General features: G+C 66.5%; 22 protein-coding genes, 1 other RNA gene and 1 pseudogene. 14 read left to right on the top strand and 10 right to left on the bottom strand.

The annotated features are described in order from the left end of the window. The first annotated feature begins 524 nt into the window (after positions 1 to 524). The gene (locus C0541_RS21510) at positions 525 to 3,158 is read left to right on the top strand and encodes a methyl-accepting chemotaxis protein (RefSeq protein ID WP_115050799.1); all 2,634 of its coding nucleotides are present in this window, start codon (positions 525 to 527) and stop codon (positions 3,156 to 3,158) included. 272 nt (positions 3,159 to 3,430) lie between these two features. Here C0541_RS21510 and C0541_RS18375 read toward each other — a convergent pair whose 3' ends face one another. From C0541_RS18375 to C0541_RS21110, 3 genes are all read right to left on the bottom strand, one after another. Then, positions 3,431 to 4,177: a glucose 1-dehydrogenase gene (locus C0541_RS18375; RefSeq protein ID WP_115050797.1), complete on the bottom strand. Its 747-nt coding sequence runs from the start codon at positions 4,175 to 4,177 to the stop codon at positions 3,431 to 3,433. Between the two features lie 306 nt (positions 4,178 to 4,483). Then, positions 4,484 to 5,344 (bottom strand): alpha/beta fold hydrolase, encoded by an 861-nt coding sequence (locus C0541_RS18370; protein ID WP_115050796.1) that lies wholly within the window; start codon positions 5,342 to 5,344, stop codon positions 4,484 to 4,486. Continuing rightward, complete coding sequence (locus C0541_RS21110) at positions 5,341 to 5,559, bottom strand: hypothetical protein (protein WP_193725963.1); 219 nt, start codon at positions 5,557 to 5,559, stop codon at positions 5,341 to 5,343. The genes C0541_RS18370 and C0541_RS21110 overlap by 4 nt, the downstream gene beginning before the upstream one ends. A 151-nt stretch (positions 5,560 to 5,710) precedes the next feature. Between C0541_RS21110 and C0541_RS18360 the strand changes: the two genes are divergently transcribed. Continuing rightward, on the top strand, positions 5,711 to 6,358 hold the full coding sequence (locus C0541_RS18360) for a TetR/AcrR family transcriptional regulator (RefSeq protein ID WP_115050795.1): 648 nt from the start codon (positions 5,711 to 5,713) through the stop codon (positions 6,356 to 6,358). 442 nt (positions 6,359 to 6,800) lie between these two features. After that, entirely contained in the window at positions 6,801 to 8,600 is a 1,800-nt protein-coding gene (locus C0541_RS18355; protein ID WP_115050793.1) for a chloride channel protein, read from the top strand. Between the two features lie 136 nt (positions 8,601 to 8,736). On the opposite strand, the gene C0541_RS18345 is transcribed toward C0541_RS18355, so the two are convergent. After that, positions 8,737 to 8,982 carry a hypothetical protein gene (locus C0541_RS18345; RefSeq protein ID WP_115050791.1) on the bottom strand — a complete coding sequence of 82 codons (246 nt, stop codon included), beginning with the start codon at positions 8,980 to 8,982 and terminating at the stop codon, positions 8,737 to 8,739. Positions 8,983 to 9,158: 176 nt separating this feature from the next. Here C0541_RS18345 and C0541_RS21105 point away from each other — a divergent pair, with 176 nt between their 5' ends. From C0541_RS21105 to C0541_RS18325, 4 genes are all read left to right on the top strand, one after another. After that, the gene (locus tag C0541_RS21105) at positions 9,159 to 9,383 is read left to right on the top strand and encodes a hypothetical protein (protein ID WP_193725962.1); all 225 of its coding nucleotides are present in this window, start codon (positions 9,159 to 9,161) and stop codon (positions 9,381 to 9,383) included. Positions 9,384 to 9,507: 124 nt separating this feature from the next. After that, positions 9,508 to 9,741, top strand: a complete 234-nt coding sequence (locus C0541_RS18335; RefSeq protein ID WP_115050789.1) for a DUF1653 domain-containing protein — start codon at positions 9,508 to 9,510, stop codon at positions 9,739 to 9,741. Between the two features lie 54 nt (positions 9,742 to 9,795). After that, the gene (locus C0541_RS18330; RefSeq protein ID WP_115051152.1) at positions 9,796 to 10,134 is read left to right on the top strand and encodes a hypothetical protein; all 339 of its coding nucleotides are present in this window, start codon (positions 9,796 to 9,798) and stop codon (positions 10,132 to 10,134) included. A 157-nt stretch (positions 10,135 to 10,291) separates the two neighbouring features. Further along, positions 10,292 to 10,368: non-coding RNA, sX9 sRNA (locus tag C0541_RS18325), on the top strand. 39 nt (positions 10,369 to 10,407) lie between these two features. Here the strand turns inward: C0541_RS18325 and C0541_RS18320 are convergent. From C0541_RS18320 to C0541_RS18300, 5 genes are all read right to left on the bottom strand, one after another. Next, entirely contained in the window at positions 10,408 to 11,145 is a 738-nt protein-coding gene (locus C0541_RS18320; RefSeq protein ID WP_115050787.1) for a DNA/RNA non-specific endonuclease, read from the bottom strand. Between the two features lie 591 nt (positions 11,146 to 11,736). Beyond that, positions 11,737 to 13,869 carry a methyl-accepting chemotaxis protein gene (locus tag C0541_RS18315; RefSeq protein WP_115050786.1) on the bottom strand — a complete coding sequence of 711 codons (2,133 nt, stop codon included), beginning with the start codon at positions 13,867 to 13,869 and terminating at the stop codon, positions 11,737 to 11,739. Then, the gene (locus C0541_RS18310) at positions 13,866 to 14,294 is read right to left on the bottom strand and encodes a substrate-binding domain-containing protein (RefSeq protein WP_115050784.1); all 429 of its coding nucleotides are present in this window, start codon (positions 14,292 to 14,294) and stop codon (positions 13,866 to 13,868) included. Before C0541_RS18310 ends, C0541_RS18315 begins: the two co-directional genes overlap by 4 nt. Positions 14,295 to 14,305: 11 nt before the next feature. After that, on the bottom strand, positions 14,306 to 15,475 hold the full coding sequence (locus C0541_RS18305) for a hypothetical protein (protein ID WP_115050781.1): 1,170 nt from the start codon (positions 15,473 to 15,475) through the stop codon (positions 14,306 to 14,308). Positions 15,476 to 15,979: 504 nt separating this feature from the next. After that, positions 15,980 to 16,390 carry a Rid family hydrolase gene (locus C0541_RS18300; protein ID WP_115051151.1) on the bottom strand — a complete coding sequence of 137 codons (411 nt, stop codon included), beginning with the start codon at positions 16,388 to 16,390 and terminating at the stop codon, positions 15,980 to 15,982. A gap of 152 nt (positions 16,391 to 16,542) precedes the next feature. Between C0541_RS18300 and C0541_RS18295 the strand changes: the two are divergent. Next, positions 16,543 to 17,040, top strand: a pseudogene (locus tag C0541_RS18295) (LysR substrate-binding domain-containing protein); the annotation flags it as partial. Positions 17,041 to 17,199: 159 nt separating this feature from the next. After that, on the top strand, positions 17,200 to 18,258 hold the full coding sequence (locus C0541_RS18290; protein WP_238601365.1) for a trypsin-like serine peptidase: 1,059 nt from the start codon (positions 17,200 to 17,202) through the stop codon (positions 18,256 to 18,258). A 100-nt stretch (positions 18,259 to 18,358) separates the two neighbouring features. Here the strand turns inward: C0541_RS18290 and C0541_RS18285 are convergent, their stop codons facing one another. Beyond that, complete coding sequence (locus C0541_RS18285) at positions 18,359 to 20,209, bottom strand: M14 family metallopeptidase (protein ID WP_115050778.1); 1,851 nt, start codon at positions 20,207 to 20,209, stop codon at positions 18,359 to 18,361. Positions 20,210 to 20,523: 314 nt separating this feature from the next. Between C0541_RS18285 and C0541_RS21505 the strand changes: the two genes are divergently transcribed. The 5 genes from C0541_RS21505 (at position 20,524) to C0541_RS18265 (ending at position 26,441) form a co-directional block, all read left to right on the top strand. Further along, positions 20,524 to 20,646 carry a hypothetical protein gene (locus tag C0541_RS21505; RefSeq protein ID WP_274519105.1) on the top strand — a complete coding sequence of 41 codons (123 nt, stop codon included), beginning with the start codon at positions 20,524 to 20,526 and terminating at the stop codon, positions 20,644 to 20,646. 131 nt (positions 20,647 to 20,777) lie between these two features. Further along, positions 20,778 to 21,518 carry an ABC transporter ATP-binding protein gene (locus C0541_RS18280; protein WP_115050775.1) on the top strand — a complete coding sequence of 247 codons (741 nt, stop codon included), beginning with the start codon at positions 20,778 to 20,780 and terminating at the stop codon, positions 21,516 to 21,518. Next, entirely contained in the window at positions 21,515 to 22,951 is a 1,437-nt protein-coding gene (locus tag C0541_RS18275) for an ABC transporter permease (RefSeq protein ID WP_115050773.1), read from the top strand. Before C0541_RS18280 ends, C0541_RS18275 begins: the two co-directional genes overlap by 4 nt. Beyond that, positions 22,951 to 24,219 (top strand): DUF3526 domain-containing protein, encoded by a 1,269-nt coding sequence (locus C0541_RS18270; RefSeq protein ID WP_115050771.1) that lies wholly within the window; start codon positions 22,951 to 22,953, stop codon positions 24,217 to 24,219. Before C0541_RS18275 ends, C0541_RS18270 begins: the two co-directional genes overlap by 1 nt. Before the next feature lie 83 nt (positions 24,220 to 24,302). After that, positions 24,303 to 26,441: a TonB-dependent siderophore receptor gene (locus C0541_RS18265; RefSeq protein WP_115050769.1), complete on the top strand. Its 2,139-nt coding sequence runs from the start codon at positions 24,303 to 24,305 to the stop codon at positions 26,439 to 26,441. Positions 26,442 to 26,518 lie beyond the last annotated feature (77 nt).

The raw sequence follows: 26,518 nt of genomic DNA, 5'->3' as shown, positions 1-26,518 counted from the left end.
CCGATCCGAACCAGAAGCTGTTCGATGCGGTCGGCAGCAAGCCGAATGGCACCTGCTGGATTCCCGCCTTGACGGCGACACGGTCGCTCACGTTCCAACCGACAAATGCATGGTGCACGGCATCGAATCCGTCGTACCAGCGATGCTGGATGGACACGAAGACCGGTCCGGTGCCTGCGTTGAAGTCCACCCTGAGCAGTTCAAGGTCCAGCGGTTGGGACGGCGCGTAGTCCCGCCACCCGTAGTTGAAGCGCACCGCACCACCGAGCTTGGCATAGGGTTCGTTGACTGCTGCGTCCTGGGCAGTTGCGTTGCTGGATGCTGCGATAGGCGCAAGCAATAGCAATAGCTTGAAAAATAGTTTCATCGCGATGTCTGTGGCCGACATTGTTGGGCATATCCCTATCGGCCGTAACCGCTGCGGCCTGAGGACCGCGTAGCGCTCAAGTTCGGGTTTTGAATGTCGATATCCAGCGGAGCAGGGGTGCCGAGCACGGCACGCCAACGTCATTTCGGGAGCATCGATGAGCAGGCCGTTGATTCATCGCAACAGTGTCGCCAGTCGCTTGATGATTGGAACGGGGATCTTGGCGTTGGTGTGCTTTGGCTTGACCGCCGCTATCAGCTACTGGCGCAGTAGCGAGGCGTTGCTTGGATCATCCCGGGAGATGCTGCGCGAAGTGGCGCGTCACGAGGCCAGCGAAATTTCATTGGACGTTGGATCCGCCTTCAACACGGGCGCGACCCTGGCCAATACGTTTCGCATCGAGCGCCAGGCCGATGGTGTGAGCCGCGCATCGGCCGCGTCCGTGTTGCGCGAGCAATTGCGACTGCAAAAGAACTGGCTGGGCATCAGCACGCTGTGGGAGCCCGAGGCGTTCGATGGCCGCGACTCCGCCAATACCAACGCGCCATTTCATGACGCGACCGGACGCTTCATGGTGTATTGGTCGTACCAGAAGGGGGAGCTGGTGCGGGAGGCCCTGCATAGCTACGACAAGCCGGGAGAAGGCGACTGGTACCTGGCCGCCCGCAAGCGCCATGCGCCGGTGGTCCTTGAGCCGTACTACTATCCGGTGGCCGGCGTGGACACGCTCATGACCACCTTGAGCACGCCGATCATGGAGGATGGCCGTTTCCTCGGCACGGTCAACATCACCATCTCTCTGGATGCGTTGCAGAAGCGGGTTGCGACGCTACGCCCGCTTGACGTCGGACAAGCGATCCTGCTGTCGCCGACTGGCGCGGTGATGGCGAGCGCCGACACCAAGCAGGTCGGCAAGAAGATGACCGATGCCCACACCCAGGCCATGCTCGCCCAGGTGCGCTCGGGGCAAGTGAGTAGCGACGAGGCACAGGTGGCCGGCGCTGACTGGCTGCGGGTGTTCGTGCCCTTGCGTCTGGGGGATGCGCCGGAAGTCTTTGCTCTCGGCATCATGGTTCCCAAGCACCACGTCATGGCGCAGGCGCGCTCCCTGCTTCTGGTGATCATCGTGGTGGGCCTGCTCTCGGCTGGCTTGCTCAGCGCCGCGCTGTATGTGTTGTTGCGCCGCCAGGTGCTGGCGCCGCTCGCCGAGGCGGTGCGTGTATCGGCCGCAGTGTCGTCCGGTGAGCTCAATAGCCGGATCGCGCCGCGTCGCCAGGATGAGATGGGCCAGCTGCTGCTGTCGATGGGCACGATGCAGGCGCAGCTACGCGCGGTCATCGAGGCCCAGGACGACATGGCCACCCGACACGATGCCGGCGAGATGAGCTACCGCATGAATGCGGAGCGCTTTCCAGGCGAGTACGGCCGGATGGTGGCCGGCACCAACGACCTGGTCGATGCGCATGTGCAGGTCCAGCGGCAACTCGTAACGGTCATGTCGCGTTACGCGGTAGGGGACATGCAGGCGGATATGCCGCAATTGCCGGGTGAGAAGGCGGCGCTGAGCGATGCGATGGCGGCGACCAAGCGCAACCTGCAGGCGATCAACCGTCAGATTCTCGCGTTGGCGCAGGCTGCAGAGTCCGGGGACTTCTCGACGCGGGGCAATGCCGCTGCGTTCGATCACGATTTCCGCGGCATGGTGGAGGGTCTGAACAATCTGATGCAGACCACCGACATCAACCTTGCCGAACTCTCCCGGCTGATGCAGTCCATTGCTGCCGGCGATCTTACCGCGCGGATGAGCGGCGACTTCCGCGGCGTCTTTGCCCGGATGCGCGACGATGCCAATGCCACTGCCAGCCAGTTGGCGACGATCGTGAGCAGCATCCAGACCTCGGCGGTTTCCATCAAGGGCGCCGCCAGCGAAATCGCTGCGGGCAACCAGGATCTGTCGCAACGTACCGAGCAGCAGGCGGCGAATCTTGAAGAGACGGCCGCATCGATGGAGGAGCTCACCTCCACCGTCAAGCAGAATGCCGAGGGCGCGCGCCAGGCGAACCAGCTCGCCATCGGCGCTGCCAGCGTGGCTGCCCAGGGCGGGCAGGTGGTGAATCAGGTGGTCGAGACGATGAGCGGTATCGAGGCCTCTTCCCGGAAGATTGCCGACATCATCTCGGTCATCGACGGCATCGCCTTCCAGACCAACATCCTGGCCTTGAATGCTGCGGTGGAGGCGGCGCGTGCGGGCGAACAAGGGCGTGGCTTTGCGGTGGTCGCCTCCGAGGTACGTACCCTTGCACAGCGCTCCTCCGGTGCGGCCAAGGAGATCAAGGACCTCATCGACGACTCGGTGCAGCGTGTCGCAGAAGGCTCCGTCCTGGTGCACAGCGCCGGCAGGACCATGAGCGACGTGGTGGCGAGCGTGCAGCGCGTGACCGACATCATGGGCGAGATCTCCGCGGCATCGCAGGAGCAGTCGGCCGGCATCGAACAGGTCAACCAGACCATTACCCACATGGATGAGGCCACCCAGCAAAACGCAGCGCTGGTGGAAGAAGCCACGGCGGCTGCACGCTCGCTCGAGGACCAGGCGGTGCAGCTCACCGATGCGGTTGCCGTGTTCAAGATCGAAGGCAGTGCCGTGGTTGCGGCCGGCCGACGTGCGCCTGCCCCGGTGGTCCAGCACCGTGCACCTGTGCGCGGCAGGCCAGGTGTGGCAACGGCGCGACCAACGGTTCGACCGGTGGACAGCACGTCCAGCGGCGACGGCCGGTGGCAACAGTTCTAGTGCCGGTGGTCCCGATACTGCCTGGGCGGTTGCCAGCGGCTGCAGGAGTCGGGTCCGGAAGACGATCGCAGCCGGGGCGCGGCCCCTGATCGCCCGGAGGGCGTGGCTACTTCGCACAAGGCCCGGCAGTGTCCGGGCCTTGTGCGTGCCTGCCATCGACACTGCTGGTCGCCACGACGCCCTGCAGGCACTGGCGGCAGGTCCAGGCATCTTCCCGGGAGGAGAATGTGCACCCGCTCCCTGCCAGCGCGCAGGCCCGCGCGGGGCACGCGTTACTGGGCGAGCAATCCGCCATCGACGACGTGCTCGTGTCCGGTGATGTAGGACGATTCGTCGGACGCCAGGAACAGGACCAGATGGCTGACTTCGCTGGCCCTGGCGATGCGCCCGAGCGGAATCAGGGCGACGGCATCGCCGCCGCTTTCGTCGGTGCCTTCCACCATCATCGGAGTCTGGATGAAACCTGGATGGACCGAGTTCACACGAATATTGTCTGCGCCATATTCGATTGCCGTCGCCTTGCTCATCCCTCGCACGGCGAACTTGCTGCCGACATAGGCCAGGCTCGGGAAGCCGTAATTGGCTGCGATGCCGGCGATCGATGAAATGTTGACGATCGATCCCACCTTCGCCTTCAGCATGGAGGGGATGACCGCCTTCATGCCAAGGTAGACGGCAGTCTGGTTGATCGCACAGACCTTGAGGAAATCCTCTTCGGCGATGTCCGCAGTCCTGGCGATGGGACCCAGGATCCCGGCGTTGTTGACCAGAATGCTCACGTTGCCGAATGCGCGCTCCGTTTCGGCCACCACGTTCTGCCAGGCGTCCCAACGGGTGACGTCCTGCTGGATGAAGCGAACCCGCTCGCCCAGCTCCGAGGCCAGCGCACGGCCTCCCTCTGCATTCACGTCGGTAAACACCACGTGTGCACCCTCCTCGACGAAGTTGCGCACATGGGACGCGCCCATGCCCTGTGCGGCACCGGTGACGATTGCCACTTTGCCTTGCAGTCTGCCCATCGTTCATCTCCTGCGGTCGTGTGGCCCTGCGGCCTCCAGTGCGCCAGTCCGTGGAAATATAGATGATGCGTCAACTAAGTGGTGGTGCGAAGGCGAGCGGCATCAGGCGTCGAGGCGAAGCGGGAGTTGGCTCAAGACCCCGGGGCACGGCGAGGCTGCAGGCGCCGACGCGTCCGGAATCGCCACCTGCCGATGGCCCCTCAGCCGCTGGGGCATAGTCAGCCCGCGGGGCGGGAGGGGCCGCTCCGCTCGCAGCGCGCCGATCCCGCCGGGCGCCTCGTCAACAAACGCTGTACCCGGGCAGTGTCATCCGCCGGGGGCCTGCCCGGCCCATGCCGCGATCCGTTGTGCGATCGCCTCGGGAGCCTCGAGGTGGAGGAAGTGACCCAGGTCCGGCACGACGTCCATCACGCGCTGCGCGGCGAAGCGCTGCCGGTCGTCCACCTGCGCAGGCAGAATGCAGCCGTCGTTGGCGCCGTGCAGCTGCAACATGGGCACCGTGATCGGCCTGGACATGCGGCGCGTTGCCCCAAGCATGCCGGGGCGCGCCATGGCGCGGTAGTACTTCAGCGGCGCGGGCATGCTTGCCCGCAGGTGCTCGTGCAACTCGGCCTTGAGCGCAGGCGCAAGCGAGAAGTCCGGCGACCACCGACGCCAGAGGCGGTCGATGAAGGCAAGATCGTCCGCGGTGGCGATCCAGCCGCTGCCCGGCAGTTGGAAGAGCCCCATGTACGCGCTCATGCGCAGCTGGGTGAGGTTGGTCAGCTGGCGCATGAAGGTGAGCGGGTGCGGGATCGCGAGTGCGACCGCACGCGCGATCCTCGCCGGCGCAGTGGCGCAGGCGTCGTACGTGATCAGGGCGCCCCAGTCGTGGCCAATCAACTCGACGGGCCGTCCGGGAGACCAGCGGTCGATCAGTGCGAGCACGTCGCCGGTGAGTGCTGCGAAGTCGAACGGCCCGTTGGTTGGAGACGGCGCGTAACCGCGAAGCCAGGGGGCGAGGACGCGACGTCCCCGGCGGCCAAGCTCGGCAAGAAAGGGCCTGGCGGTCGGTGGATGATCCGGGAAGCCGTGCAGGACGATGGTCGGTTGGCCATCGGGGTCTCCCCCCTGCAATGCGTGGAAGCGGCCGTGTGGCAGGTCGAAGGTGACGGATTCGAAGTTCATCGGTGTCTCTCGGAGGCGCATGGATGGCTGGCGGAGATGCCCGTCGTCGCGCCCTGCCACGCTGCGGTGGTGACCGGGGACATGCCGGGATGGGCCGGGTCGCCTGCGGTGTAGCCGCCGGGCCTGCTGGATTGCTGGCGGACGGCGACCTTGCGGCGGTGCCGTGCGGCGGCGAGACCTGCGAAGCTGCCGGCAACGAGGATGACGTCATCCATGGAGCGGGGTTCCGGATTGCGGACGGGAGGGGCTGCCGGGCCGGGCGAGGCCGGTGGATCCTGGAACCCGGTCGGTGCGCGGCTTGTGATATACGGTACTTATTGGTATCCTAATTACAGAATTAGGATACTGTCAAGGACTTCAATTCACGTGAGCGAACCCAGCCGAGGCCGGCGCGGCCGGCCAGCCAACGAAGCGCTTGGCCAAACCATCGTCGACGCCGCCTACGAACTCTTCGTGGAACTGGGCTTCCAGGCGACGACGCTGGACAAGGTCGCCCAGCGGGCGAAGATCTCCAAGCTCAGCATCTACCGGCACTTCGAGAGCAAGGAGGCGCTGTTCAGCGCGGCCATCGCAGACCGATGCCATCAGTTTGCCCCGCAGATGTTTTCTGAAAGCGTCGCTGGCTCGGCCGAAGATCAGTTGATGGCGGTTGGGTCGTCGCTGCTGCGCACCCTGTTGAGTCCGGACGTACGCAGCGTCGAGGCCATGGTCATGGCCGACAAGACGAACCAGGCCTCGCTGAGCAGGCTCCATTACGAAGGCGGCCCGGCGTATGTCATTGCCCAGATCGAGGCGCTGCTGCGTCGGTTGCACGACGACGCGGTACTGAGCGTGCCCGATCCTCACGGGTCGGCGCGCCTGTTTGCCGCGCTTTTCAAGGGATGCGACCTGCTGATCGTCGCGCGCTTCGATGCGCTCAAAGCAGAAGACAGCCATGAAATCGAGTCCTACTGCCGGTCGGCTGTCGGAATGTTCATTGCCGCCCATGGCGGCAAGGGCCATGCGGCTGGATAGGCTGGCTCTACGCTCTGTAGGCGTTTGACTTGAAGCTGCCGGGAACCTGCGGGGAAATCAGCTGCGCCCTGGCGGTTCTGCCGTCGGCAGCGCATGGTCGTGGCGGTCGTCGTTGCCAGGGTCACGAGCCACCCGGCGTTTGTCGCCGGGTTCCCACGCTGTGTGCATGCGGTACTGCAGGTCGATAACGCGTCGCCGGCGATCGCGTGTACCGCCCGCTCACGGACGACGCGTCACTCGCGTACACCTCCATGCGCGCTGCAGCGCCGCGCGGGAGCACGCCGCTGCGTGCTGCGCTATCCCCATGGAGGCGACTGCGCAGAGGCGCAGCGGCAGCGGCCGGCCCAGACTGCGGCAGGTCAGCATGCCTGCTGCACACTAGGCGGTATCGCTGGCGTCTCCCGTGCGCCGGCACCCTGATCCGGCGGATCGCTGGTCTTCCATGCAGCCACTTCCCCACAACCCCGCACATGTCCCGCACCCGGCGGCCGCACCCTGGCGACGGCCGCTGGAGGGGGTGCGCCGGCGGTTGCGTGCCAACGATCTGTGGTTCATCGGGCTGGCGGCGCTGGTCGGGCTGATCGCGGCGGCACTGATGGTGGTGCAGGCCGGCATCGCGCATGCGCTGCAGGCCTGGCTGTATGCACTTGCGCCGGGCGAGCGGCTCAGTACCGCCGAATCGATCACCTTCACCCAGCTGCTGGCGTTGCCGCTGGGCGGGCTGTTGGTGGGGCTGGTGGCCTTGCTGGCGCGGCGGCGCAAGCGGCCGCTGGTGGATGCGGTGGAAGCCAATGCCCTGCACGGTGGGCGCATGTCGATGCGCGACAACCTGATCGTCGCAGTGCAGACGCTGCTGTCCAATGGCTTCGGCGCGTCGGTGGGGCTGGAGGCGACCTATACGCAGATGGGCGCGGGTGCGGGCTCGCAACTGGGCCGTGTGTTGCGGGTGCGCCGGGCCGACATGCGCACGCTGGTCGGCGCCGGCGCGGCCGGCGCAATCGCCGGTGCGTTCGGGGCGCCGCTGGCCGGTGCGTTCTACGCGTTCGAGATCGTGATCGGCGCCTATACGCCCTCGGCGCTGGCGCCGGTGGCGGCGGCGGCATTGGCCGGTGCGTTCATGGCCAACGCGCTCGGTGCCGCGCCGTATTCGTTGCCGGCGGCGGTGGCCTATCAATTGCAGCCACGCGACTATGCGATCTACATCGCGCTGGGGCTGACCTGCGCGTTGATCGGCATCGCGGTGATGCGGCTGGTGGCCGGCATCGAACGCGCGGCGGGGCGGATCGCGCTGCCGATCTGGGGCCGCCCGGTGGTGGGCGGCTTGCTGTTGATCCCGTTGGCGATGTACTCGCCGCAAGTGCTGTCGTCGGGACATGGTGCCCTGCATCTGGACCTGACCAACAGCAGCACGCTGCAGGTACTGGCCGGCTTGCTGGTGCTCAAATGCATCGCGTCGGGTGTCTCGCTGGGCTTCGGCTTCCGTGGCGGCCTGTTCTTCGCCTCGTTGTTCATGGGCTCATTGGTGGGCAGCCTGTTTGCGGTGTTCCTGAACCTGCTGGTTGGCGCCGCGGCGGTGGACATCACCAGTGCCTCGTTGGTCGGCATGGCCGCGTTGGCGGCGGCCATCGTCGGTGCGCCGATGACGATGGCCATGCTGATCCTGGAAGGCACGCACGACTTTGTGCTGGCGAGCGCGGTGATGGTGGCGGTGCTGGTGGCCAATACCGTGGTGCGCCAGGTGTTCGGCTATTCGTTCTCCACCTGGCGCCTGCATCTGCGTGGCGAGAACATCCGCAGCGCACGCGACGTGGGCTGGGTGCGCAACCTGTCGGCCGGCAAGATGATGCGCAAGGATGCCAACCACACTGCGCACGACACCACGGTCAGTGAGTTCCGCCGGCGGTTCCCGTTGGGGTCCACGCAACGCGTGGTGCTGGAAGACGCCGCCGGCCACTACGCCGGCGTGGTGCCGCTGGCGGTGCTGTATGCCGACAACGTGCAGGCCGATGCACCGGTAAGCGACTACGCCAGCCACCGCGACGCGGCGTTGCTGGCCGATACCGACATCGTGGCGGTGATGAAGGTCTTCGACGCCACGCAGGCCGACGAGCTGGCGGTGATCGATGCTCAACGCAAGGTGCTGGGGGTGTTGTCGGAAAGCTTCGTGCGCAAGCGCTATGCCGAAGAACTGGAAAAGCGCGAGCGCGAACTGATGGGCGAGCGGGTGGTGGGCGATGACTGAGCCACGCGCTGCCGGCAGCGGCTGAAGCGACCGGCCGCGTGGCGCCCGGCATGGCAGTGCGTAAAGGCAGCGGGCGCAGGGCGCCGAGGTTGCGGCCGCCGGCGTGACTCACACCGGCGACACGCCGATCGCCCCCCTAGGAACCCATCGGCACGATGGCGCGCGCCTGCAGCGGGGTCGCCGCGCTCTGCTGCTCGTGCGCGACCAGCTCGGCCATTGGCGTGGCCGTGTGGCGTGCATGCTCGTCCAGCAACGCGGACAGACGGCGATGGCAGTCGCGGAAGGCCAGCGCGGAGGCCGGCATGTCGCAGGCATCGAAGGTTCTGGCCTCGGCCTTCCAGGCGGCGAGCAGGTCTTCCAGGTTGCGGATCAAGCTCGGCATGCGGGTGACTCCGTGGGCGTTTTCGTCAGTACGGCCACAGGCGCCGGCCGGATGCGGTGGCGCCCGTTGGGCGCATGCGTGGCCGCCATGGGGCGTTGCGATCGTGCAGGACACACGTGCGCGTCACATCGGCCGGAGGAGGGTGGCCGTGCGGTCTTTCACCGCTGGAGCTGACCATGAGCAATGACGAAAACGGCAATCGTGGCGTGGACGATCCGACTCCGCCCAATGGCGTCAAGGCGCCGGGCAGGGAGCATGCGCCGATCCAGGAAGGGCCCGCGCAGGACAGCGAGATCGATGACGACGATGGCATCGAAGACCCGGTAAAGGACGATGACGACCTGGGCGACGAAGACGGAGAAGACGACGAGGATGACGAGGACGAGGACGACGACCAGTAAGCGCGTGGTCGCATTGCATGCGGCCGTGCAGCGTTGACCCCGGCATGCGGCCGGTCATGCGGCATGCGCTGGCCTCGGCCGGCCATGCTGCCTAGACTGCAGGATTGCCCTTCCTGTGACCTCCATGGACACCGCGTTGCCGCCATTGCCCCATATTGCGCTGGGCCAGTACCGCCATTTCAAGGGCGGCCGTTATGAAGTGCTCGGCGTCGTGCGCTGCAGCGAAACGCTGGCCCCAATGGTGCTCTATCGCCCGTTGGACAGCGACGTCGGTCTGTGGGTGCGGCCGTATGCGATGTTCGTCGAGCAGGTCGAGGTGGAGGGTGTTGCGCGTCCCCGCTTTGCGCAGGTGGAATAGGCGCCGCTTGGCCTGTCCGACGCGATGCGCCTGTCCGCAGCCGCCGCGATGGCAATGACGGCCGCCGCCAAGCCCGTCACTACGCCCGATGGCCGGTATCTGATCGTACGTGGTCGCCTGTGGCGCACCGCCAACCCGCAGCTGCGCGAGGACGTGCGGGCCGGGCTGGTCGGCGCGTTGATGGACGCGCGACGCGCGGTCAAGGCGGCCAGGCGCGATGACGACGCCGGGCGGCTGGCCGCGGCGCGAGCGGCGGTGGACCGCGCCAAGACGGCGCTGGGAGAGCGCGGCCCGGTGTGGTGGAGCGATGGCGCAAAGGACTTCAATCGGCATCTGGTCAGGAACACGCCATACGCCGACTGGTTTGCGGCGCTTGCCACGGCCGATGCCTGAGTGCGCGCTGCTGCGGGCCAGGCGTGGCGCTGCCTGCAACGACAAGGCCCGGCAATCCCGGGCCTTGTCTGCCGGATCACCTGCCCAGCGATGGAGTGCGGCTGAGCAGGCTGCTGCGCTCAGCGCCAGGTGGGTACGGCCGGTGCCCGGCATCGGCAAGGGCCATTCGGACACTCCGGTGCCGGATGCGCCGTCCGTACCCACCTGAGGACTGCTCGCAACATGGTGTCAGCCGCTCTTGATCGACGTGGCTGGAGAAGCGGGCAGCCGCCCTCAACCCAGGTCGCAATTGCTCGGCTGCGGCCAGGTGGTGGCGGGCAGCATGGCCTTGACGGCGGCCGGTGCGGTGATGCCGATGGTGCTGGCGCCATAGAGGTCTTCCAGTTCGTCGATGCTGACGATGTAGCTGTCCAGCGAACCGAGGTTGGCGCTGTTGGGAATCAGCCAGCTGATCGCGCGGGTGCCGCCGCCCGGGTTGGCGGTGATGATCGTCTTCCAGAAGAAATCCGGGGTGCGGATGCCGTGGCTGCTCAGGAAGTAATCGTTGGTGGTGTCGCTGTAGATCACCCCGCCGTAGACCTGCACGCTGGCGATGTCGCGGTAACACTCGGCCACGTTTTCGGCGCGCACCCAGATGCCCTGGTTGAAGCTGGCCACCTGCGGCACGATGTTGGACATGAGATTGGCGCGACGGATGTAGGTCGCGTTGTAGTCCATGTGGTTGGAGGTCACCAGGTGGCCGCGGTCGTAGCCGGTGCGCACGCTGGCGTAGGAGGCGGTGGAGGTCTGGCCGGCGCAGCCGCTGGGCAGTTCGGTATCCAGGTTGAAGCCGGACGGACGCGCCGCCGAGCCGGTATCGGCCTGCAGGACGTACTCATAGCGCAATGCGGTGTGGTTGGTGCAGTCGTAGCGCAAGGTGTAGCCGCCCTTGTTGAGGGTGACGACCTGGGCGTTTGCGGTGGCACTGACCGCGGTGAACAGCAGAACGGCGAAGAAAGTCCGGAAGCGCATGGGTGTGAATCTCCTGGAAATCGATCGGACGCACGAGGCCACCGCCGGCTGCCGGGGGGCAGATCGACGCTCAGCGGAACGTGCGCTGGAAGGGGGACGATTGGCTCGCTGTCTAGCGAGCGCGACAGCTATCGCATGCAAATGTTGCTTGGTGGTGACGTAGGCGTGAGGAATGTGCAGTCGCGCCATTTTTTCCGGCTAAACCGTGACCGGTTACACGCATTCGGTGGCTGAAAGCCGGCCGGCGATAAGTGCCCGGTTATGCCAGGCGTGCGCGGACGCCGCCATGGCCCAGGTCGTTTGTATCGGCGCGCCGCTGCGCCATCGGGCACCGGGCGGTAGCCGGGGTCGGACAACCACCCACGTGCAGGTCGGGACATGCCGGCCTCCGGCCTCCGAAGCAGGCGCACGCCACCGGCCACGCAGTGGCGAGCATCGGCCTGCGCGGCCGCGGCGCCGCAGACGCGCGGCGGGTCTTGCGCCGCTGCCGGACCGCCATCGGCCGGGCTGCCGGCCGACACGAACAGCCCCCTTCTGCAGTCCATGCAGAAGAGGGCTTCGGGCGCGTCGCGGGACGATCCAGTCGGTCGACTATGCGGCGTCGCGTTCCAGCTGCTGCGCGCTGGCGGGCTCCAGCTGGAACAGCGAGACCAGCTGGGTCAGGGTGCTGGATTGCTTCTCCATCGCCCGGGCCGCGGCCATGGCTTCTTCCACCAGCGCTGCATTCTGCTGGGTGGTTTCGTCCATCTGGATCACGGTCTGGTTGACCTGCTCGATGCCGGCCGACTGCTCGGTGGAGGCGGCGGTGATCTGCCCCATGATGTCGGTGACCCGGTTCACGCTGGCGACGATCTCGGTCATGGTGGTGCCGGCCTTGTGCACCAGCACCGAGCCTTCGGCCACCTTGCCCACCGAGGCGTCGATCAGCTCCTTGATCTCCCTGGCCGCAGCGGACGAACGCTGCGCGAGCGTGCGCACTTCCGAGGCGACCACCGCAAAGCCGCGGCCCTGTTCGCCGGCACGCGCTGCTTCCACTGCCGCGTTCAGGGCCAGGATATTGGTCTGGAAGGCGATGCCATCGATGACGCTGATGATTTCGGCGATTTTCTTCGAGGAGGTTTCGATGCCCGACATGGTGCCGACGACCTGGCTGACCACTTCGCCGCCCTTGGAAGCCACACTGGCCGCACTGCGTGCCAGTTCGTTGGCCTGCAGCGCATGTTCGGCGTTCTGCCTGACGGTGGAGGTGAGTTCCTCCATCGAGGCGGCAGTCTCTTCCAGGTTGGCCGCCTGCTGTTCGGTACGCCGCGACAGGTCCTGATTGCCGGCGGCAATTTCGCCGGCCGCGGTATCGATCTCCGACGAGGAATGCTGGATACGCCCGACGATGTCGGTCAGGCGATCCACCGTGGTGTTGGCATCGTCGCGCATGCGCGCGAACACGCCGGCAAAGTCGCCGTGCATGCGCGTGGTCAGATCGCCGCCGGCAATCGCCTGCAGCACCTGCGACACCGCACCCAGGCTCTTGTCAGAGCTGCTCATCAGGTGATTGAGGTCCACCACGATCTGGCGGAAGTCGTGCTCGAACGCGGTCTCGTCGCCACGTGCGCTGAAGTCGCCGGCCGCCGCCGCCGATGCCAGGCGCTTGATCTCGCCGTTGATCGACAACAGGCTGGCCCGCACATCGTTGATCGACTGACTGATCACCGCCTTCTCGCCCGGCAGCGGCTCCAGCTGCTGCGACAGGTCGCCGGCGGCATAGCGTTCGGTCAATGCGACGATCTGCATCGTCACCGCGATATGGCTGGACACCAGCGCGTTGCTGGCACGCACCATGCTGCCGAATTCGCCGGGAAATTCCTGCTCGGCGATGCGGTGGCTGACCATGCCGGCCTCGTGCCTGTCGCCCATGTCGGTCTGCGCCTGGATCACCCGACGCAGCTGGCGCTGCATGCTGTCCATCGCCTGCAGCAGCTGGCCGACCTCGTCGTTGCGGTCGATCGAGATGCTGTTGTCCAGCTTGCCCGAGGACACTGCATGCGCAATGCCCACCGCACGGTGCAGCGGTTGGGTGATGGCGCGTGCCACGATCCAGCCGAAGGCGATGCACAGCAGCGCACCGACCACGCCCAGCACCAGCCCGCCGATGCTTGCCGCCACCGAGCTGTCCACCGCTTCCTGCACGGTGCCGCGGAAGCGTGCGTCGGCGCGCTTCTGCATGGCGGTCAGGGTGGAGCGGTAGGTCTCCAGTGCCGGTGCCATGGCGCTCATCTGCGCGGCGTCGGGTTCGCGCTGCTCCACGAACGCGGCGGCCACGCCCTGGGCCAGGCGGTAGTAGTCGTCGAACTGCTTGCCCAGCCGGGCAAGCTCCCCGGCATTGGCCGGATCGGCCTTCTGCAGTTTCACGTAGGAAGCGTGGATCTCTTCGGCCACCGGTTTGGTGGCCGCCAACATGTCGGCATCGCCGGCGGCCGCTGCGCCATTGAGCCCGTTGATGAGCTTGTCCAGCGCCGCCACATTGCGCGTCATCGCATCGAGCATGGGGAAATGCACGTCGCGCACCGCTTCCAGGCGGTCGTTGTTGCGGTGAAATACCAGCGTACTGAAGGCCACATAGCTCGATAGGCAAACGATCGCCACCGCGGCCGGCATCAGGATTTTCCAGAACAACGGTAGCGACAGAATACGTTTCATGACGTGAGTCTCGAGCAGGTGGCGGGTCACGGCTTCAGGACGACCTTGACGCTGGCGTCGACTGCGCTGGCACTGATGTAACCGATGGCGCCCGGTGTGGCAGCGACAGCCTTCTTGACCGCGTCGTCGCCGCTGACACGCTTGGGACGCTGCGCCTTGCCGGTGAACATCAACTGCGACCAGTACGACTTCAGCTGCGCCGCGTCGCGCGAGGCCACTTTCTTGTAGAACTCATCGCGGGTGGCGACGCCTTCTTCCTGGTCGATCGGCACCGCGGCGCCGCCACCGGGCAGGCTGTTGGATTTGGCCAGGAAGATCTGCGACACCTGCGCGGCGCTGAGGCTGTCCGGGCCGCCCTTGGCCGCCATCACCACCACGACATCGGCATTGGCGCCGAACGCGGTCAGCGACAACGCGGCAAGCAGGGAGACTGCAAAACACTTGGAAATGGTCATGGGAGGCCCTCTTAGAACACGAAGTCGACGGAGGCCGACAGCAGGTTGTAGCTGCCGCCCGGACGGAAGCCCGGCTGGATGTTGTTCAACGAGCCGAACGAGCCGGCGTTGTTGCTGATGTGGCTGGCCTGCAGCTTGAACGCAACGCTCTCGCGCGCGTCCCAACGCAGCGCGGCGGTGAAGCTGTGACGGCCGTTCTCGGCCTGCGCCAGTGCGCGCGTCATCACGCCGACCGGATCCTGGCCGGCAGCGATGTTCGGACCCTTGCGATCGACATTGGCATAGGTGATCGACGGCGTCAGCGTGCCGAAGCGACCGCCCACGCTGAGATAGCCGGAGGTGGTCTTGCCGTTGAGCGACGGCGAGTAATCGGCGCGGATCACTTCGCTGCGCAGGAACCAGTTGCCCGGATCGTAGGCGTAGCCCACGCTGGCAAAGCTGCCATCCACGCCATAGGTGGTCAGGCGATCGGCCAGCGCGGGATTGATGCGCTGGTAGACCGAGAACAGGCGATCCAGCGCGGGGGTGTCGAAATCGGTGGTGCCCACGATGTAGGCGGCACGGAACGTCGACGCACCCGATTCCAGGCCCAGCGCCAGGCCACGCATGGCGTACACATCGGCCTTCTTCGAATTGATGCGGCCATAGAAGCCCTGCACGCTGACCACGCTCTCGCCTGCGTTGATGGTGTACACGCCTTCGACGCCGTCCATCGGCAGCAGGTAGTTGTAGACCTCGTACGGCGGGCGCACCCACGGGGTGGCATAACCCACGCGCTGGTATTCGGAGAGCATGTACAGCGGCGCGGTGATGCGGCCCAGGCGTGCGGCGAACTGCGGGCCGAACTGGTACTTCACATGCGCCAGCGTGACCTTCGGGTCGTAATCGCCGCGCTCGGCGTACTCACTGGTCACCTGCAACACACCGGTGAACTTCTCGGTGAAGTTGGCATTGACCTGGCCGGCGATGCGCGAGTCCGGGCGGGCCGAGGTGGAGTGGCTGGCGCCGGCGCCTTCTTCGGTCTGGATGTCGGGCGTGAAGTCGGCCTGGTCCTCGCTCGAATGCACCACGCCCAGCGTGCCGAAGCCGCTGAAGGAAAACATCGAGTCCTGCTGCGCGTAGGCGCAGGTCGACGACGCCAGGGCGATGGCGCCACTGAGAAGCTTGACGGTCAATTTCATTGAAAATCTCGGCTGAGTGGTGATGGACCCAGCGCCATCGAAGGCGCGCAGGCAGAACAGTGATGGGCGTCGCAACGTCCTGACTTGCGGTAACGGCCGCCTGCAACGTTGCTTTAGCAAGATTTTTACAACCTGGATTGACCGATTAAGAATCCGCGGCGGTGCAACACGTATGCGATAGTTCAGTCCTATCGGAGCAAGTGATCTGCGCATTTGAAGCAGCTGGCATGGATGATTGCGGACACGATCGTCCGCATCGGTGGGCCGGTGGCGTGTCGGCGCAAAGGTGAGGCAGCAATGCGGGCCAGGGCCGGTTGCATGCGCCCGGAACAGGCATTGCGGCGCCAGGCGCGCGCGCAAGCAAACGCCACGCAACGGCAGGCCGGGCGTGGCGTTCTTGATGGACCTTCAGGGGTGTGGCAGTGACCGATCGCCGGGGGGCTGTTGCCATCGACCGCGGTGTCGGCCGCATGCGCGCGCAGGCAGGCGCGCGACCGGAAACGGTTACTGCTGCGGCACCGGCAGCTTGACCACCACCTTGATCTCGAACCGGAAACCGGCCAGCCAGGTCACGCCCACGGCGGTGACGGCGGTGACGGCGGGGTAGGGCGCCGCGCCCCAGTAGCTCACCCACGTGTTCCACATGGCGTCGAAGACCACTTCCGGGTCGACCATGAACAAGGTGACGTCGACGACATCCTGCGAGGTGCAGCCGGCCGCTGCGAGGACCGCATCGAGATTGTCGAAAGCACGGGCGATCTCTGCGGCCAGCTCCGGTTCCGGCGAGCCGTCCTCGCGGCTGCCGACCTGGCCTGCGACGAAGAGCAGGCCGTCGGCGCGGACCGCCGGCGAATAGCGATGGCGCTCATACAAGGCGTGGCGGCCCGGCGGCAAAACAACGTCACGTGTGGCCATGGAGGTCTCCTTCAAAGTACGACAGAACCGAGCTCCACCCTAAACGCGTGGCCGCGTGCGATAAATCCGCAGCCTTGACCAACACTGTTTGTAGAATCCAAACAATCTGGGTGCGGGAGTGGCGATGGATCGGTTCGATGCGATGCAGGTGCCAGTCGTTGATCGCGCGCCACGTGGCCGACCTGCAGGCCGGCGTCTACGCCGCGCCCGCGTATCTGCAGCGGCTGGGCATGCCCACCCATCCGTCCGAGCTGGAAAACACCCGGCATCGCTGCGTCGGCTTCATGCGCTGGGGCACTACCACGACGGTGCCCTATGTGATGCAGCGGGGCGACGATGCGGTGCGCGTCCATGGGCGGCATGTTGTGGCCGCCGACGATGGCAATGCGTACCTCGCCGCCGGGCTGGCGGGAATGGGCGTGCTGTGGCTGCCGGTGTACATGGCCAACGCGCATGTCGCCAGCGGCGAGCTGGTCCCGGTCTTTGCAGACGGGCAACTGGAGCCGATGCCCTTGTCGATTGCGTTCCCGCCCAACCGCCACGTCAGCGCAAAGTTGCGGGTGTTCATCGATTGGGTTGTTGCCTTGATGGCCGAGCATGCGCCATTGATGCCGCCTTCGCCGCACGCACATGGCAAAACAGTCGCCTGAGCGCATTGGCCAGCGTTTTATACAACGTGTGGCGCGCCATCCATTGCGCTGGCGTTGCGCGGGTTATAAAAAAACAATGAAAAACGGTAGATGACCGTCTGGCTAGATAAAGTACTTTGGCTCGAATCCAGGTATTACCAGGATTAAAGTGCGGTTTTAATGATTGTTTTGTTATGTGATGCGAATTCGGAAAAGGGCAGTGGAAACATGAAACATTCCAGCCGCTGTGCTGGTTGTATCCGACGCCTGACATTGTATTGGGCGAATAAAAACTATCTGGAATTGGATGTGATGAAATTAAAAAGTATATGGCGCCGCGCGATACAGTGCGTGTTTGCCGCATTGGCTGTCGTGTCCATGCATTCGGTTGCCGCAGAGAAACACGAGGTCGTGGTGAGCTCGGTCAGCGATGAGGAGCAGCGTGCTGCCATCGCCTACTGGACACCTGCACGGATTGCCGAGACCTTGGCGCAGGAGGGTGATGCGTCGCGGGGCAGTTCGCCGCGCACTGGTAGGCTGGTGCCGCAACGCGTTGACCCGGCCGGTGGAGTTGAAATGATGTCTACTGGGCACCTGTTTTTTCTGGCCAACGGCAGGAATTCGCTGTGCACAGCCAATGCGGTCGAGTCGGCGACGAAAAGCGTTATCGCAACCGCCGGGCATTGCGTGCAGACGCCCACCAATCGTCCCGGCGGCCCACGTATCGAGCATCTGGTCTTTCTGGCGCATTATCGCAACGGGGAATGGGCTGGCCGCTTTCCTGTCCGCAACATTTTTACGGTGACAGGATGGAGTGCCCGGGGTGAGGCTGGATTCGACTTCGCCTTCCTGAGCCTTGCACATGACAATGACGGCTCGCGCGTCGGTGATCTAGTTTTGGCGTCGCCGATCCGCTTCGCACCGCCGCCGACGCTCGGAAATTTTTATCTCTACGGTTATCCAAACGCGATCGCCGGCGGCGAGCTTCCGCAGAAATGTTCTGGCGGCGCGATTGAAAGCCCGTTGTTCGAGCCCGGTCCGGAACTGCGCATCGTGCGCGACTGCCTGAATTTCTCGGGCGGCGCGTCGGGTGGCCCGGTCATGCAGACATTGCCGGACGGCACCTACCAGACCGGCAATGTCAAAGGCTACAGCCCAAGCGCGGGCGGTACCGTGACCTTTACGTACTGGGAAAACGCGGCGCATGGCGCATGGGATCGTGCACAACACGACCAATAGCCTACTGCGCGATCCATGAGGTCAGGCGACGTGCCGGGTTCAGTCTGGTTGCTTCGGTCGGAAGTACCTGCTGCGCCAGGCTGCACTCGGCAACGTCGCTTCATTGGTCCACTTCGCGTCGCACCGGATAACGCCATCCGGTGATCGCCGCGAACGGCGAGCGCGCATAGATCCATTGCAGCCGCGCATCGCCATCGGCGCGGAAGGCGGCATCGTCTGCGAGCTTGCGTTCGAAGGCGGCGCGCAGGCCGGCGTCGCTGCGCAGCATGCGCTCGCTGAAGTCCACCAGCTCGGTGCCGTACAAGCCGCTATCGGGGCTGCCGGCATTGCGGAAACGTCCGCTGGCCAGCAACGAGTCGCTGCTGGCCGGCTCCAGCAACGCGGCCGCCAGCATGCGCATCGGTTGGTCGGCAGGCACGCGGCTGCTGCCGGCGGCGAAGGTTTCGTCGGCTTCGTCGGGCTGCGGTATCTGGGCGTGGCCCTGTTTCACCACGCGGATCTGCTGCACCTTGAGCTGACGCGGCTGCTGCAGGCGCTCGTAGGCGATGCCGTGGGCCTGCAGCAGTGCGACCACATCGTCGTTGCCGGGCGGAATCCACCACGCCAGCGGGTAGCGTACCGCCTGGGTCTGGCGATAGCCGATCACCGGCATGGTCCAGGTTTCGTCGCGGCCTTCCCAGCGCAGTTCCTGCCGGCCGGTTACCGGCGAGAACGCGCGGGTGTAGGTCACGCCCTGGAACGGTACCTGGGCGATCGGCTGCGGCAGGCGTTCCCAGGCCACCATCAATTCCTGCGGGCGGGCGGCGCGATCGGCGTGCTTGGCCGCGTCGATCTTTCTTGCATCGCGGGCAACCACGCGCAGTGCCGCTTCCAGCAGCACATAGTCGCCCAGCACGCGCTGCCGGTACGACTTCAGGCGGTGGTTCTCCACCAGCACGGTCGGGATGCCGGCGAAGTCGCCATATCCGGTGGAATAGCGCGGGCCTTCCGGCGCGTAACGCAGGCCCGAGCGCGGCGCGTCTTCGTCGATGAGGCTGGGATAGATCGCAGGTGCATGGCCCTGGCTGCGCAGCGCGGTGTTCACCGCCGGCGTGAAGCGTTGTTGCAGCCAGTCGGCGGTGGCACGCGAGCGTGCGTAGGTGCCCCAACCGGCGAAGGTGAAGGTGATGTCGTACTGATGATCCAGCCCGCCGCTGACATGCAGGTCGACATACAGCGCCGGATCGAGGCTGTGCAGCAACGCGACCATCGCGCGGGTTTCCGGCGCTTCCAGGGTGAGGTAGTCGCGGTTGAGATTGATGCCGCGCGTGGTGGTGTTCCAGCCCATCTGTTGCGGGCCGCGCAATGCTGCGCCGATCAGCGGGCCGCGTTGCTCGTGGCCATCGGGATTGAGGATCGGCACGAACACCAGATCCACCTGGTCGAGCAAGGTGTGCTTGCCGCGTTGGGCGATATCGCGCAGCAACATCAGGCCGGCATCCTTGCCATCGATCTCGCCGGCGTGGATGCCGGCCTGCGCCAGCACCACCGGCTTGCCGGGCGCGCCCTTGTGCGCGCGGACCAGCAGCAGGTCGCGGCCCTCGCTGCTCTTGCCGAACACCTCCAACGACAGCAGCGGCGAGGCGGCGACCAGGCGTTCCAGCCAGGCGCGGGTTTCGTCGTAACCGGGCGTGCTGGCGAAATCGCTGCGCTCCGCCGGCGTGCTCCACGGATCGTCCGGCGTGGCGATCAATGCCTCGCTGGCGCCATGCCAGGCGCGCACCGGCGGTAGCGGCGCGCTGCTGTCGATGGAGTGCGCGCTGACCTGTGCGGCGCTGAACAGGGTTGCGGCGAGCAGGCCGGCCACGGCACGCGGGGTGCCGCGGGCCGTGGCCCCGGCCAGGGTGTTGTCGGATGCGCGTGCGGCAATGCGCGAAGCGTGCGGGGCAGAAGGGGGCGTATCGGAAGTCATGTGGGACGTACGGGATCTCGGTGGAGGGGGAAGACGTAGCAAGGCTTGCTGATCCTGGAGGGCTGCGCCGGCACGGCGGCGTCGCTTGAAGAGCGCTGTGCCGCATCGAGGTTCCAGCTGCGCGCGTGCGTCCGGGTGCGGGTAAGGGCGCAGCTGCGCATGGCTAGGGATGACCCCAACAACTGCAGCAAGCAGTAGCGTGTTTGCGTAATACAGTAACATTTGGGCGGCGACGCTCGCGCGGCCGCATCCGGCAGCCCTTGTCTCATGGTGATTGCTGCCGGGGCTGCAGCGGCTGACAAGGCCGACCCTCGATGGACGCCATTGCGCAGCCGCCCGCCGCGCTGCCAGCTTCGATGCAGCAGGCGATGGACCCGCTGCACATGTCGATCGCGGTGGTTGCGGGGCCGCAGTGGTGCGCGCCGCCGTCGCGATAGCGGTCGCCAAGAAAGGATGGCGGTCGCCACAGAAGGAATGGCGGCGTCCGCCCGCCGCTGCGGGCTGGCGCGCATTCCAGGCACCAATCGCAATGTGATAACGTATCATTTCATTGAACTGCTGCCTTCCCATGCTTTCCAGTCCCCACGCCGCTCCGGCGATCTCGATCAGCAATCTCCATGTGGCCTATCGCGGCCGCGCCGTGCTGCAGGGGCTGGACCTGCAGGTCGCCCCCGGCAGCGTCTACGCCTTGCTGGGCGGCAATGGCGCCGGCAAGTCCTCCACGCTTGCCAGCCTGCTCGGTTTCGTCAAACCCGGCGCCGGCAGCCTGCGCATCGATGGCATCGACCCGGTCGCCGACCCTGGCGCCGCGCGTGCGCGGCTGGCCTATCTGCCGGAAAACGTCGCGCTCTACGAGCATCTGAGCGCGTTGGAAAATGCCGACTACCTGCTCGCCCTGGCCGGCCAGCGCCGCAGCCAGGCCGAGATCGGCCAGGCGCTGGCCGCTGCCGGTCTGCAGGGCGAGGCCTGGCGCCAGCGGCTGGCGGGGTTTTCCAAGGGCATGCGCCAGAAGGTGGCGATCGCGGTGGCCACGCTGCGCCGGGTGCCGGTGTTGCTGCTGGACGAGCCCACCTCCGGCCTGGACCCGCGCGCCATCGCCGACTTCAACCGGCTGGTGGGCAGCGTGCGCGAGCGTGGCGGCGCGGTGCTGATGGTCACCCACGACCTGCTCGGCGCAGTGGAGGTGGCCGACCGGATCGGGTTCCTGGAACACGGGCGTATCGCCGAAGAGACCGGCGCCGGCGACAGCGGCTTCGACGTACGCACCTTGCATGCGCGCTTTGCGCGTGCGCCGGATCGCGCTGCATGAGTGCGGTGCTGCTGGTCGCGCGCGAAGAACTGCGTTACATGGCGCGCAACCGTTCCGCTGCCATCGGTGTGGTGTTGCTGATGCTGCTCACGCTGGTGGCGGCATTGACCGCTGCGCATCATCAGCGCGAGGTGGCCGCGCTCCGCGCGCGCCAGCAGCTGGCCGCGCAGCAGGCCTTCGAGGCGCAGCCGGACCGCCACCCGCATCGGGTGGTGCATTACGGCCATTTCATCTATCGCCCGCTGCCTGCATTGGCTGCGTTCGATGCCGGCGTGGACGCGTTCACCGGCAACAGCATGTTCCTGGAAGGCCATCGCCAGAACACCGCCAACTTCGGCGATGTGCGCCAGAGTTCGTTGCTGGTGCGCTTCGGCCAACTGACGCCTGCGTTCGTGCTGCAGGTACTGGCGCCGCTGCTGCTGGTGTTCCTGGGCTATGGCGCGGTGGCGCGCGAGCAGGAGACCGGCACCTTGCGTGCGCTGTTGTTGCAGGGCGCCACGCGCCGGCAATTGTTCGGCGGCAAATACCTGGGGCTTGCCGCGGTGGCGGCGGCCTGTCTGTTGCCGGCACTGGCCGGGCTGCTGCCGGTTGCGTCGGTGCCGGGCCAGGCGCTGCGGGTCGCACTGCTGGTGCTGGCGTATGCGGTGTATCTGCTGGCGTGGTGCGCGCTGGTGCTGTCGGTGTCGATGCTGTGCCGGCGCGGCCGCGATGCGCTGCTGGTGTCGCTGGCGATGTGGGTGTGGCTGGCGCTGCTGGTGCCGCGCCTGGCACCGGACGTGGCCAGTGCGGCGTATCGCCTTCCGACGCGGCTGGAAACCGATGTGGCGATCCAGCGCGACCTGCGCACGCTCGGCGACAGCCACAACCCGGATGACCCGCACTTTGCGCAGTTCAGGCAGCAGACGCTGGCGCGCTATGGCGTGCAGCGGGTGGAAGAGCTGCCGGTGAACTACAAGGGCCTGCTGGCGCTGGAAGGCGAACGGCTCACCGCGAGCCTGTTCGAGCGCTATGCCGCGCGCGATTCGGCCATCCAGCAGCAACAGAATCTGCTGGTGCGCACCTTCGCCCTGCTGAGCCCCACGGTGGCGCTGCGCACGTTGTCGATGACACTGGCAGAAACCGACCTGCGCGCGCACGAGCGGTTTCTTGCGCAGGCCGAGCATTACCGCTACACGCTGGTGCAGCAGCTCAACCAGCTGCAGGCCGATGCGGTGAGCATGGCCGACGACACCGCGCAGGATGCCGGCGCCGACCGACGCAAGCGCATCTCCTCCGCGCACTGGCAACGGATCCCGGTGTTCGCGTTCCGGCCGCCGGCCACCACGGAAGTGCTGCGCAACGCAGGCGCCGCGCTCGGCCTGGTCGCTGCCTGGCTGCTGGCTGCGCTGTGCATGCTGGTCGCCACCGGCCGACGTGTGGGAGTGACGCGCTGATGCTGCTGTGGAAATACGAACTGCTGTTGCTGCTGCGTGCACGCGCCGCCGTGGCCGGACTGGTGTTGCTCGCGGTATTGACCGTGTGCAGCCTGCTCTCCGGCCAGCATGTCGTCGCCGCGCAGCGCGCCAACATCGCGCGCATCGCGGCGCTGCAGCAGGAGGACATCGCCGCAGTGCAGGACTATGTGGCGCGCTCCAACGACGCCGGCAGCGCGGCCTACTACAGCTTCCACCCGACCTGGGACCTGCCCGCGCCGTTGGCATTTGCCGCGGTGGGCATGCGCGATGTCTCGCCCTACATCCTGCGTGTGCGCGCGCTGGGCCTGGAAGCGCAGATCCACGATGGCGACAGCTACAACCCGGAGCTGGCACTGGCCGGGCGCTTCGACTACGCCTTCGTGCTGGTGTTCCTGCTGCCCTTGTTCGTGATCGCACTGTTGTTCGATCTGCGCTCGGGCGAGCGCGAAGCCGGACGCGCGCGCATGCTGGCGGCGCTGCCGGGTGCGGGCACGGCGTTGCTGGTGCGGCGCGTGGTGGTGCGTGCGGCTGCCGTGCTGATGTGCCTGAGCGTGCCGTTCGTGATCGCGGCAAGCGTCAATGCGGTGCCGCCGTTGCAACAACTGGCGGTGCTGGCACTGACCTGCGCCTATCTGTTGTTCTGGGTGCTGCTGTCGGTGCTGGTCGGGCGCATCCATTGGCGCCCGGCCGCGCATGCCACCGCCCTGGCGACCTGCTGGGTGGTGCTGGCGCTGGTGGCACCGGCACTGGCGCATGTGGCGATCAACCAGGCGGTGCCGGTCAATCAAGGCAGCGAGATCGCGCGGCTGCAGCGCGAGGCGGTCAACCATGCCTGGGATATTCCACGCCAGGACACCATGCGGGCCTTCTACGCGCAGAATCCGCAGTGGGCCGATTCGGCACCGCTGACCGCGGCGTTCCACTACAAGTGGTATTTCGCCTTCCACGAAAACGGCGATCAGCAGGTGGCACCGCAGGTCGCGGCGTATCGCCAGGGCCTGCAGCGCCGCGAAGCGCTGGCGCAGCGCGTGGCCAGCGTCTTGCCGCCGGTGGCGCTGCAGGCCGCGCTGACGCGCCTGGCAGCCACCGACATGCGTGCGCAAGTGGCGTATCAGGATCGCATCCGCGCCTATCACCGTGCGCTGCGGACGTTCTATTACGGCTATCTGTTCCGCGACCGGCCATTCACGCGCGAGGACTTCGGGCGCGCGCCAGGTTTCGATGCGAGTGCCGATCCCGCGCCATAGCGGCTGCGTTTCACCCCTCAACCTTCGTTGTCTCACGTGCGACCCGGGCCCAGCGTGCCCGGGTGCTTCAGGAGTCCTGCCCGATGTCCACGCCGCGCCGCCGTCTGTCCAACACGCTGCCCTTGCTCGGTGCACTGAGCTGCGCAGGCGTCAGTCCATTCGCCGAGGCTACCGAGCCGCAGGCGCGCGACCTGGATACGGTGCAGGTGCGCAGCCAGTACACGCCGTACCGTGCCTTGAGCGTGACCGGTGCCACCAAGACCGATGCGCCGCTGCGCGATCTGCCGATCAGTGCGCGCGTGCTCGATCAGACCTTGCTGGAAGATGCCGGCATCACCGATCTGGCCGGTGCGCTGGAGCTGGCCAGCGGCATCACCAAGGCCAACAACCTGGGCGGGTTGTGGGACAGCTACTCGATGCGCGGCTTCACCGGCGACCCGAACTTCAGCTCGGACTACATGGTCAACGGCTTCAATGCCAGCCGCGGCTACAACGGCCTGCGCGACGGCGCCAACACGCAGAGCATCGAGGTGATCAAGGGCCCGGCCTCGGCGTTGTACGGACGCGGCGAGCCGGGCGGGGTGGTCAACATCGTCACCAAGAAGCCGCTGTTCCAGCCGCAGCACAGCGTGGACCTGTCGGCGGGGCGCTTTGACAGTTATCGCGCTGCGCTCGACAGCACCGGCGCGCTGGGCGAGAACCTGGCCTATCGGCTGAATGCGATGCACAAGGACCAGCACAGTTTCCGCGACACCGTCGACAGCGACAACACGCTGCTGGCGCCCTCGCTGCTGTGGATGCCGACGCCCGATACCACGGTGTCCTACGAGCTGGAGTTCGTGCGCATCCATGCGCCGTTCGATCGCGGCGTCACCGCCATCGATGGCGATGCCAATCGGCTACCGGCCGGGCGCTTCCTGGGCGAGCCGCGCGATGGCGCTATCGACCTGCATTCCACCGGGCACCAGGTATTCGTGGTGCATGGCGTGAACCAGACCTGGTCGCTGCAGGGCGGGGCGACCTATCGCGACAGCGGCATGCGCGGGTTTTCCACCGAGCCGTGGACGCTGCAGGCCGACGAGCGCACGCTGCGCCGCGAGCGCCGCTACCGCGATTACCAGGGCCGCGACATCGCCGCGCGTGCCGAATTGCTTGGCAGCTTGCAGATGGGTGGCGTCACCCACAATGTGTTGTTCGGCGTGGATGGCAATCGCTTCGACGACAGCCGCTTCCAGCAGCGCGCCCGCTCTGCGGCCACGCCATACAGCATCGACGTGCTTGCGCCGCAGTACGGCGTTGCGCAGCCGGGGCGGCTGGCCACGATCACCGACACCGAAGAGCGCCAGCAGGTGTGGGGCGTCTATGCGCAGGACCAGCTCGATCTGGGCGCGCGCTGGAAGGCCTTGCTCGGCCTGCGCTACGACCACTACCGGCAGGATCTCGACAACCACTTGCGCGGCGCCACGCAGCGCGCCTCCGACGGTGTGGTCAGCCCGCGTGCCGGCGTGATCTTCCATGTCGACGCGGCGCTGTCGTTGTATGCGAGTGCTGCGGCCGGCTTTCGTCCCAACAGCGGCGTGGGTGCGGACGGGCAGAGCTTTGCGCCGGAGAAAAGCCGCTCGCTGGAAACCGGCCTGAAATACGTGCAGCCCGGCGATGGCCTGGAAGCAACGCTGGCCGCGTTCCGCATCGACAAGAAGAACGTGCTGAGCCTGGATCCGGCCGACACCAGTTTTTCGTTGCCGGTGGGCCAGATGCGCAGCCAGGGCGTGGAGCTGGATCTGCTCGGGCGGCTGACCCCGCGCCTGGCCGCCTCGGTCGGCCTGGCCTATACCGACTCGCAGGTCACGCGCAGCAGTGAGGCCGCCGCCGGCACCGGCCTGGCCGAGGGGCGCCGCTTTCCGAACGTGCCACGCTTCAGCGGCAATGCCTTCGTCAACTACGCGCAGCCGTTGACCGGCAAGCGCACTGCGGCGGTGGGCCTGGGCGTGTCGCATACCGGTGAGCGGCTGGGCTCGGTGGATAGCAATACCGGCTTCGTGCTGCCTGCGTACACGGTGTGGCGCCTGGTCGGCCATTACGACCTGAGCGAGCGCCTGCGCCTGTATGCCAAGGTCGAGAACCTCAGCGACCGCCGCTACGCCGCGTTCTCCTACAGCGAGCAGTGGGTGTATCCCGGCGCGCCGCGCAGCTGGACGGTGGGGGTGCGGCTGCGGTTTTGATCCGCGCCCGCAGGTGATCGACACCAACTGGCGATGTCCGGGCATGCGTGCTCGATGGACCATTCCAGCGCCGGTCG

The organism is Xanthomonas arboricola (assembly GCF_003353015.1).
GTDB classification, from domain to species: Bacteria; Pseudomonadota; Gammaproteobacteria; order Xanthomonadales; family Xanthomonadaceae; genus Xanthomonas; species Xanthomonas arboricola_E.
This window is presented reverse-complemented; position numbering and strand designations above follow the sequence as displayed.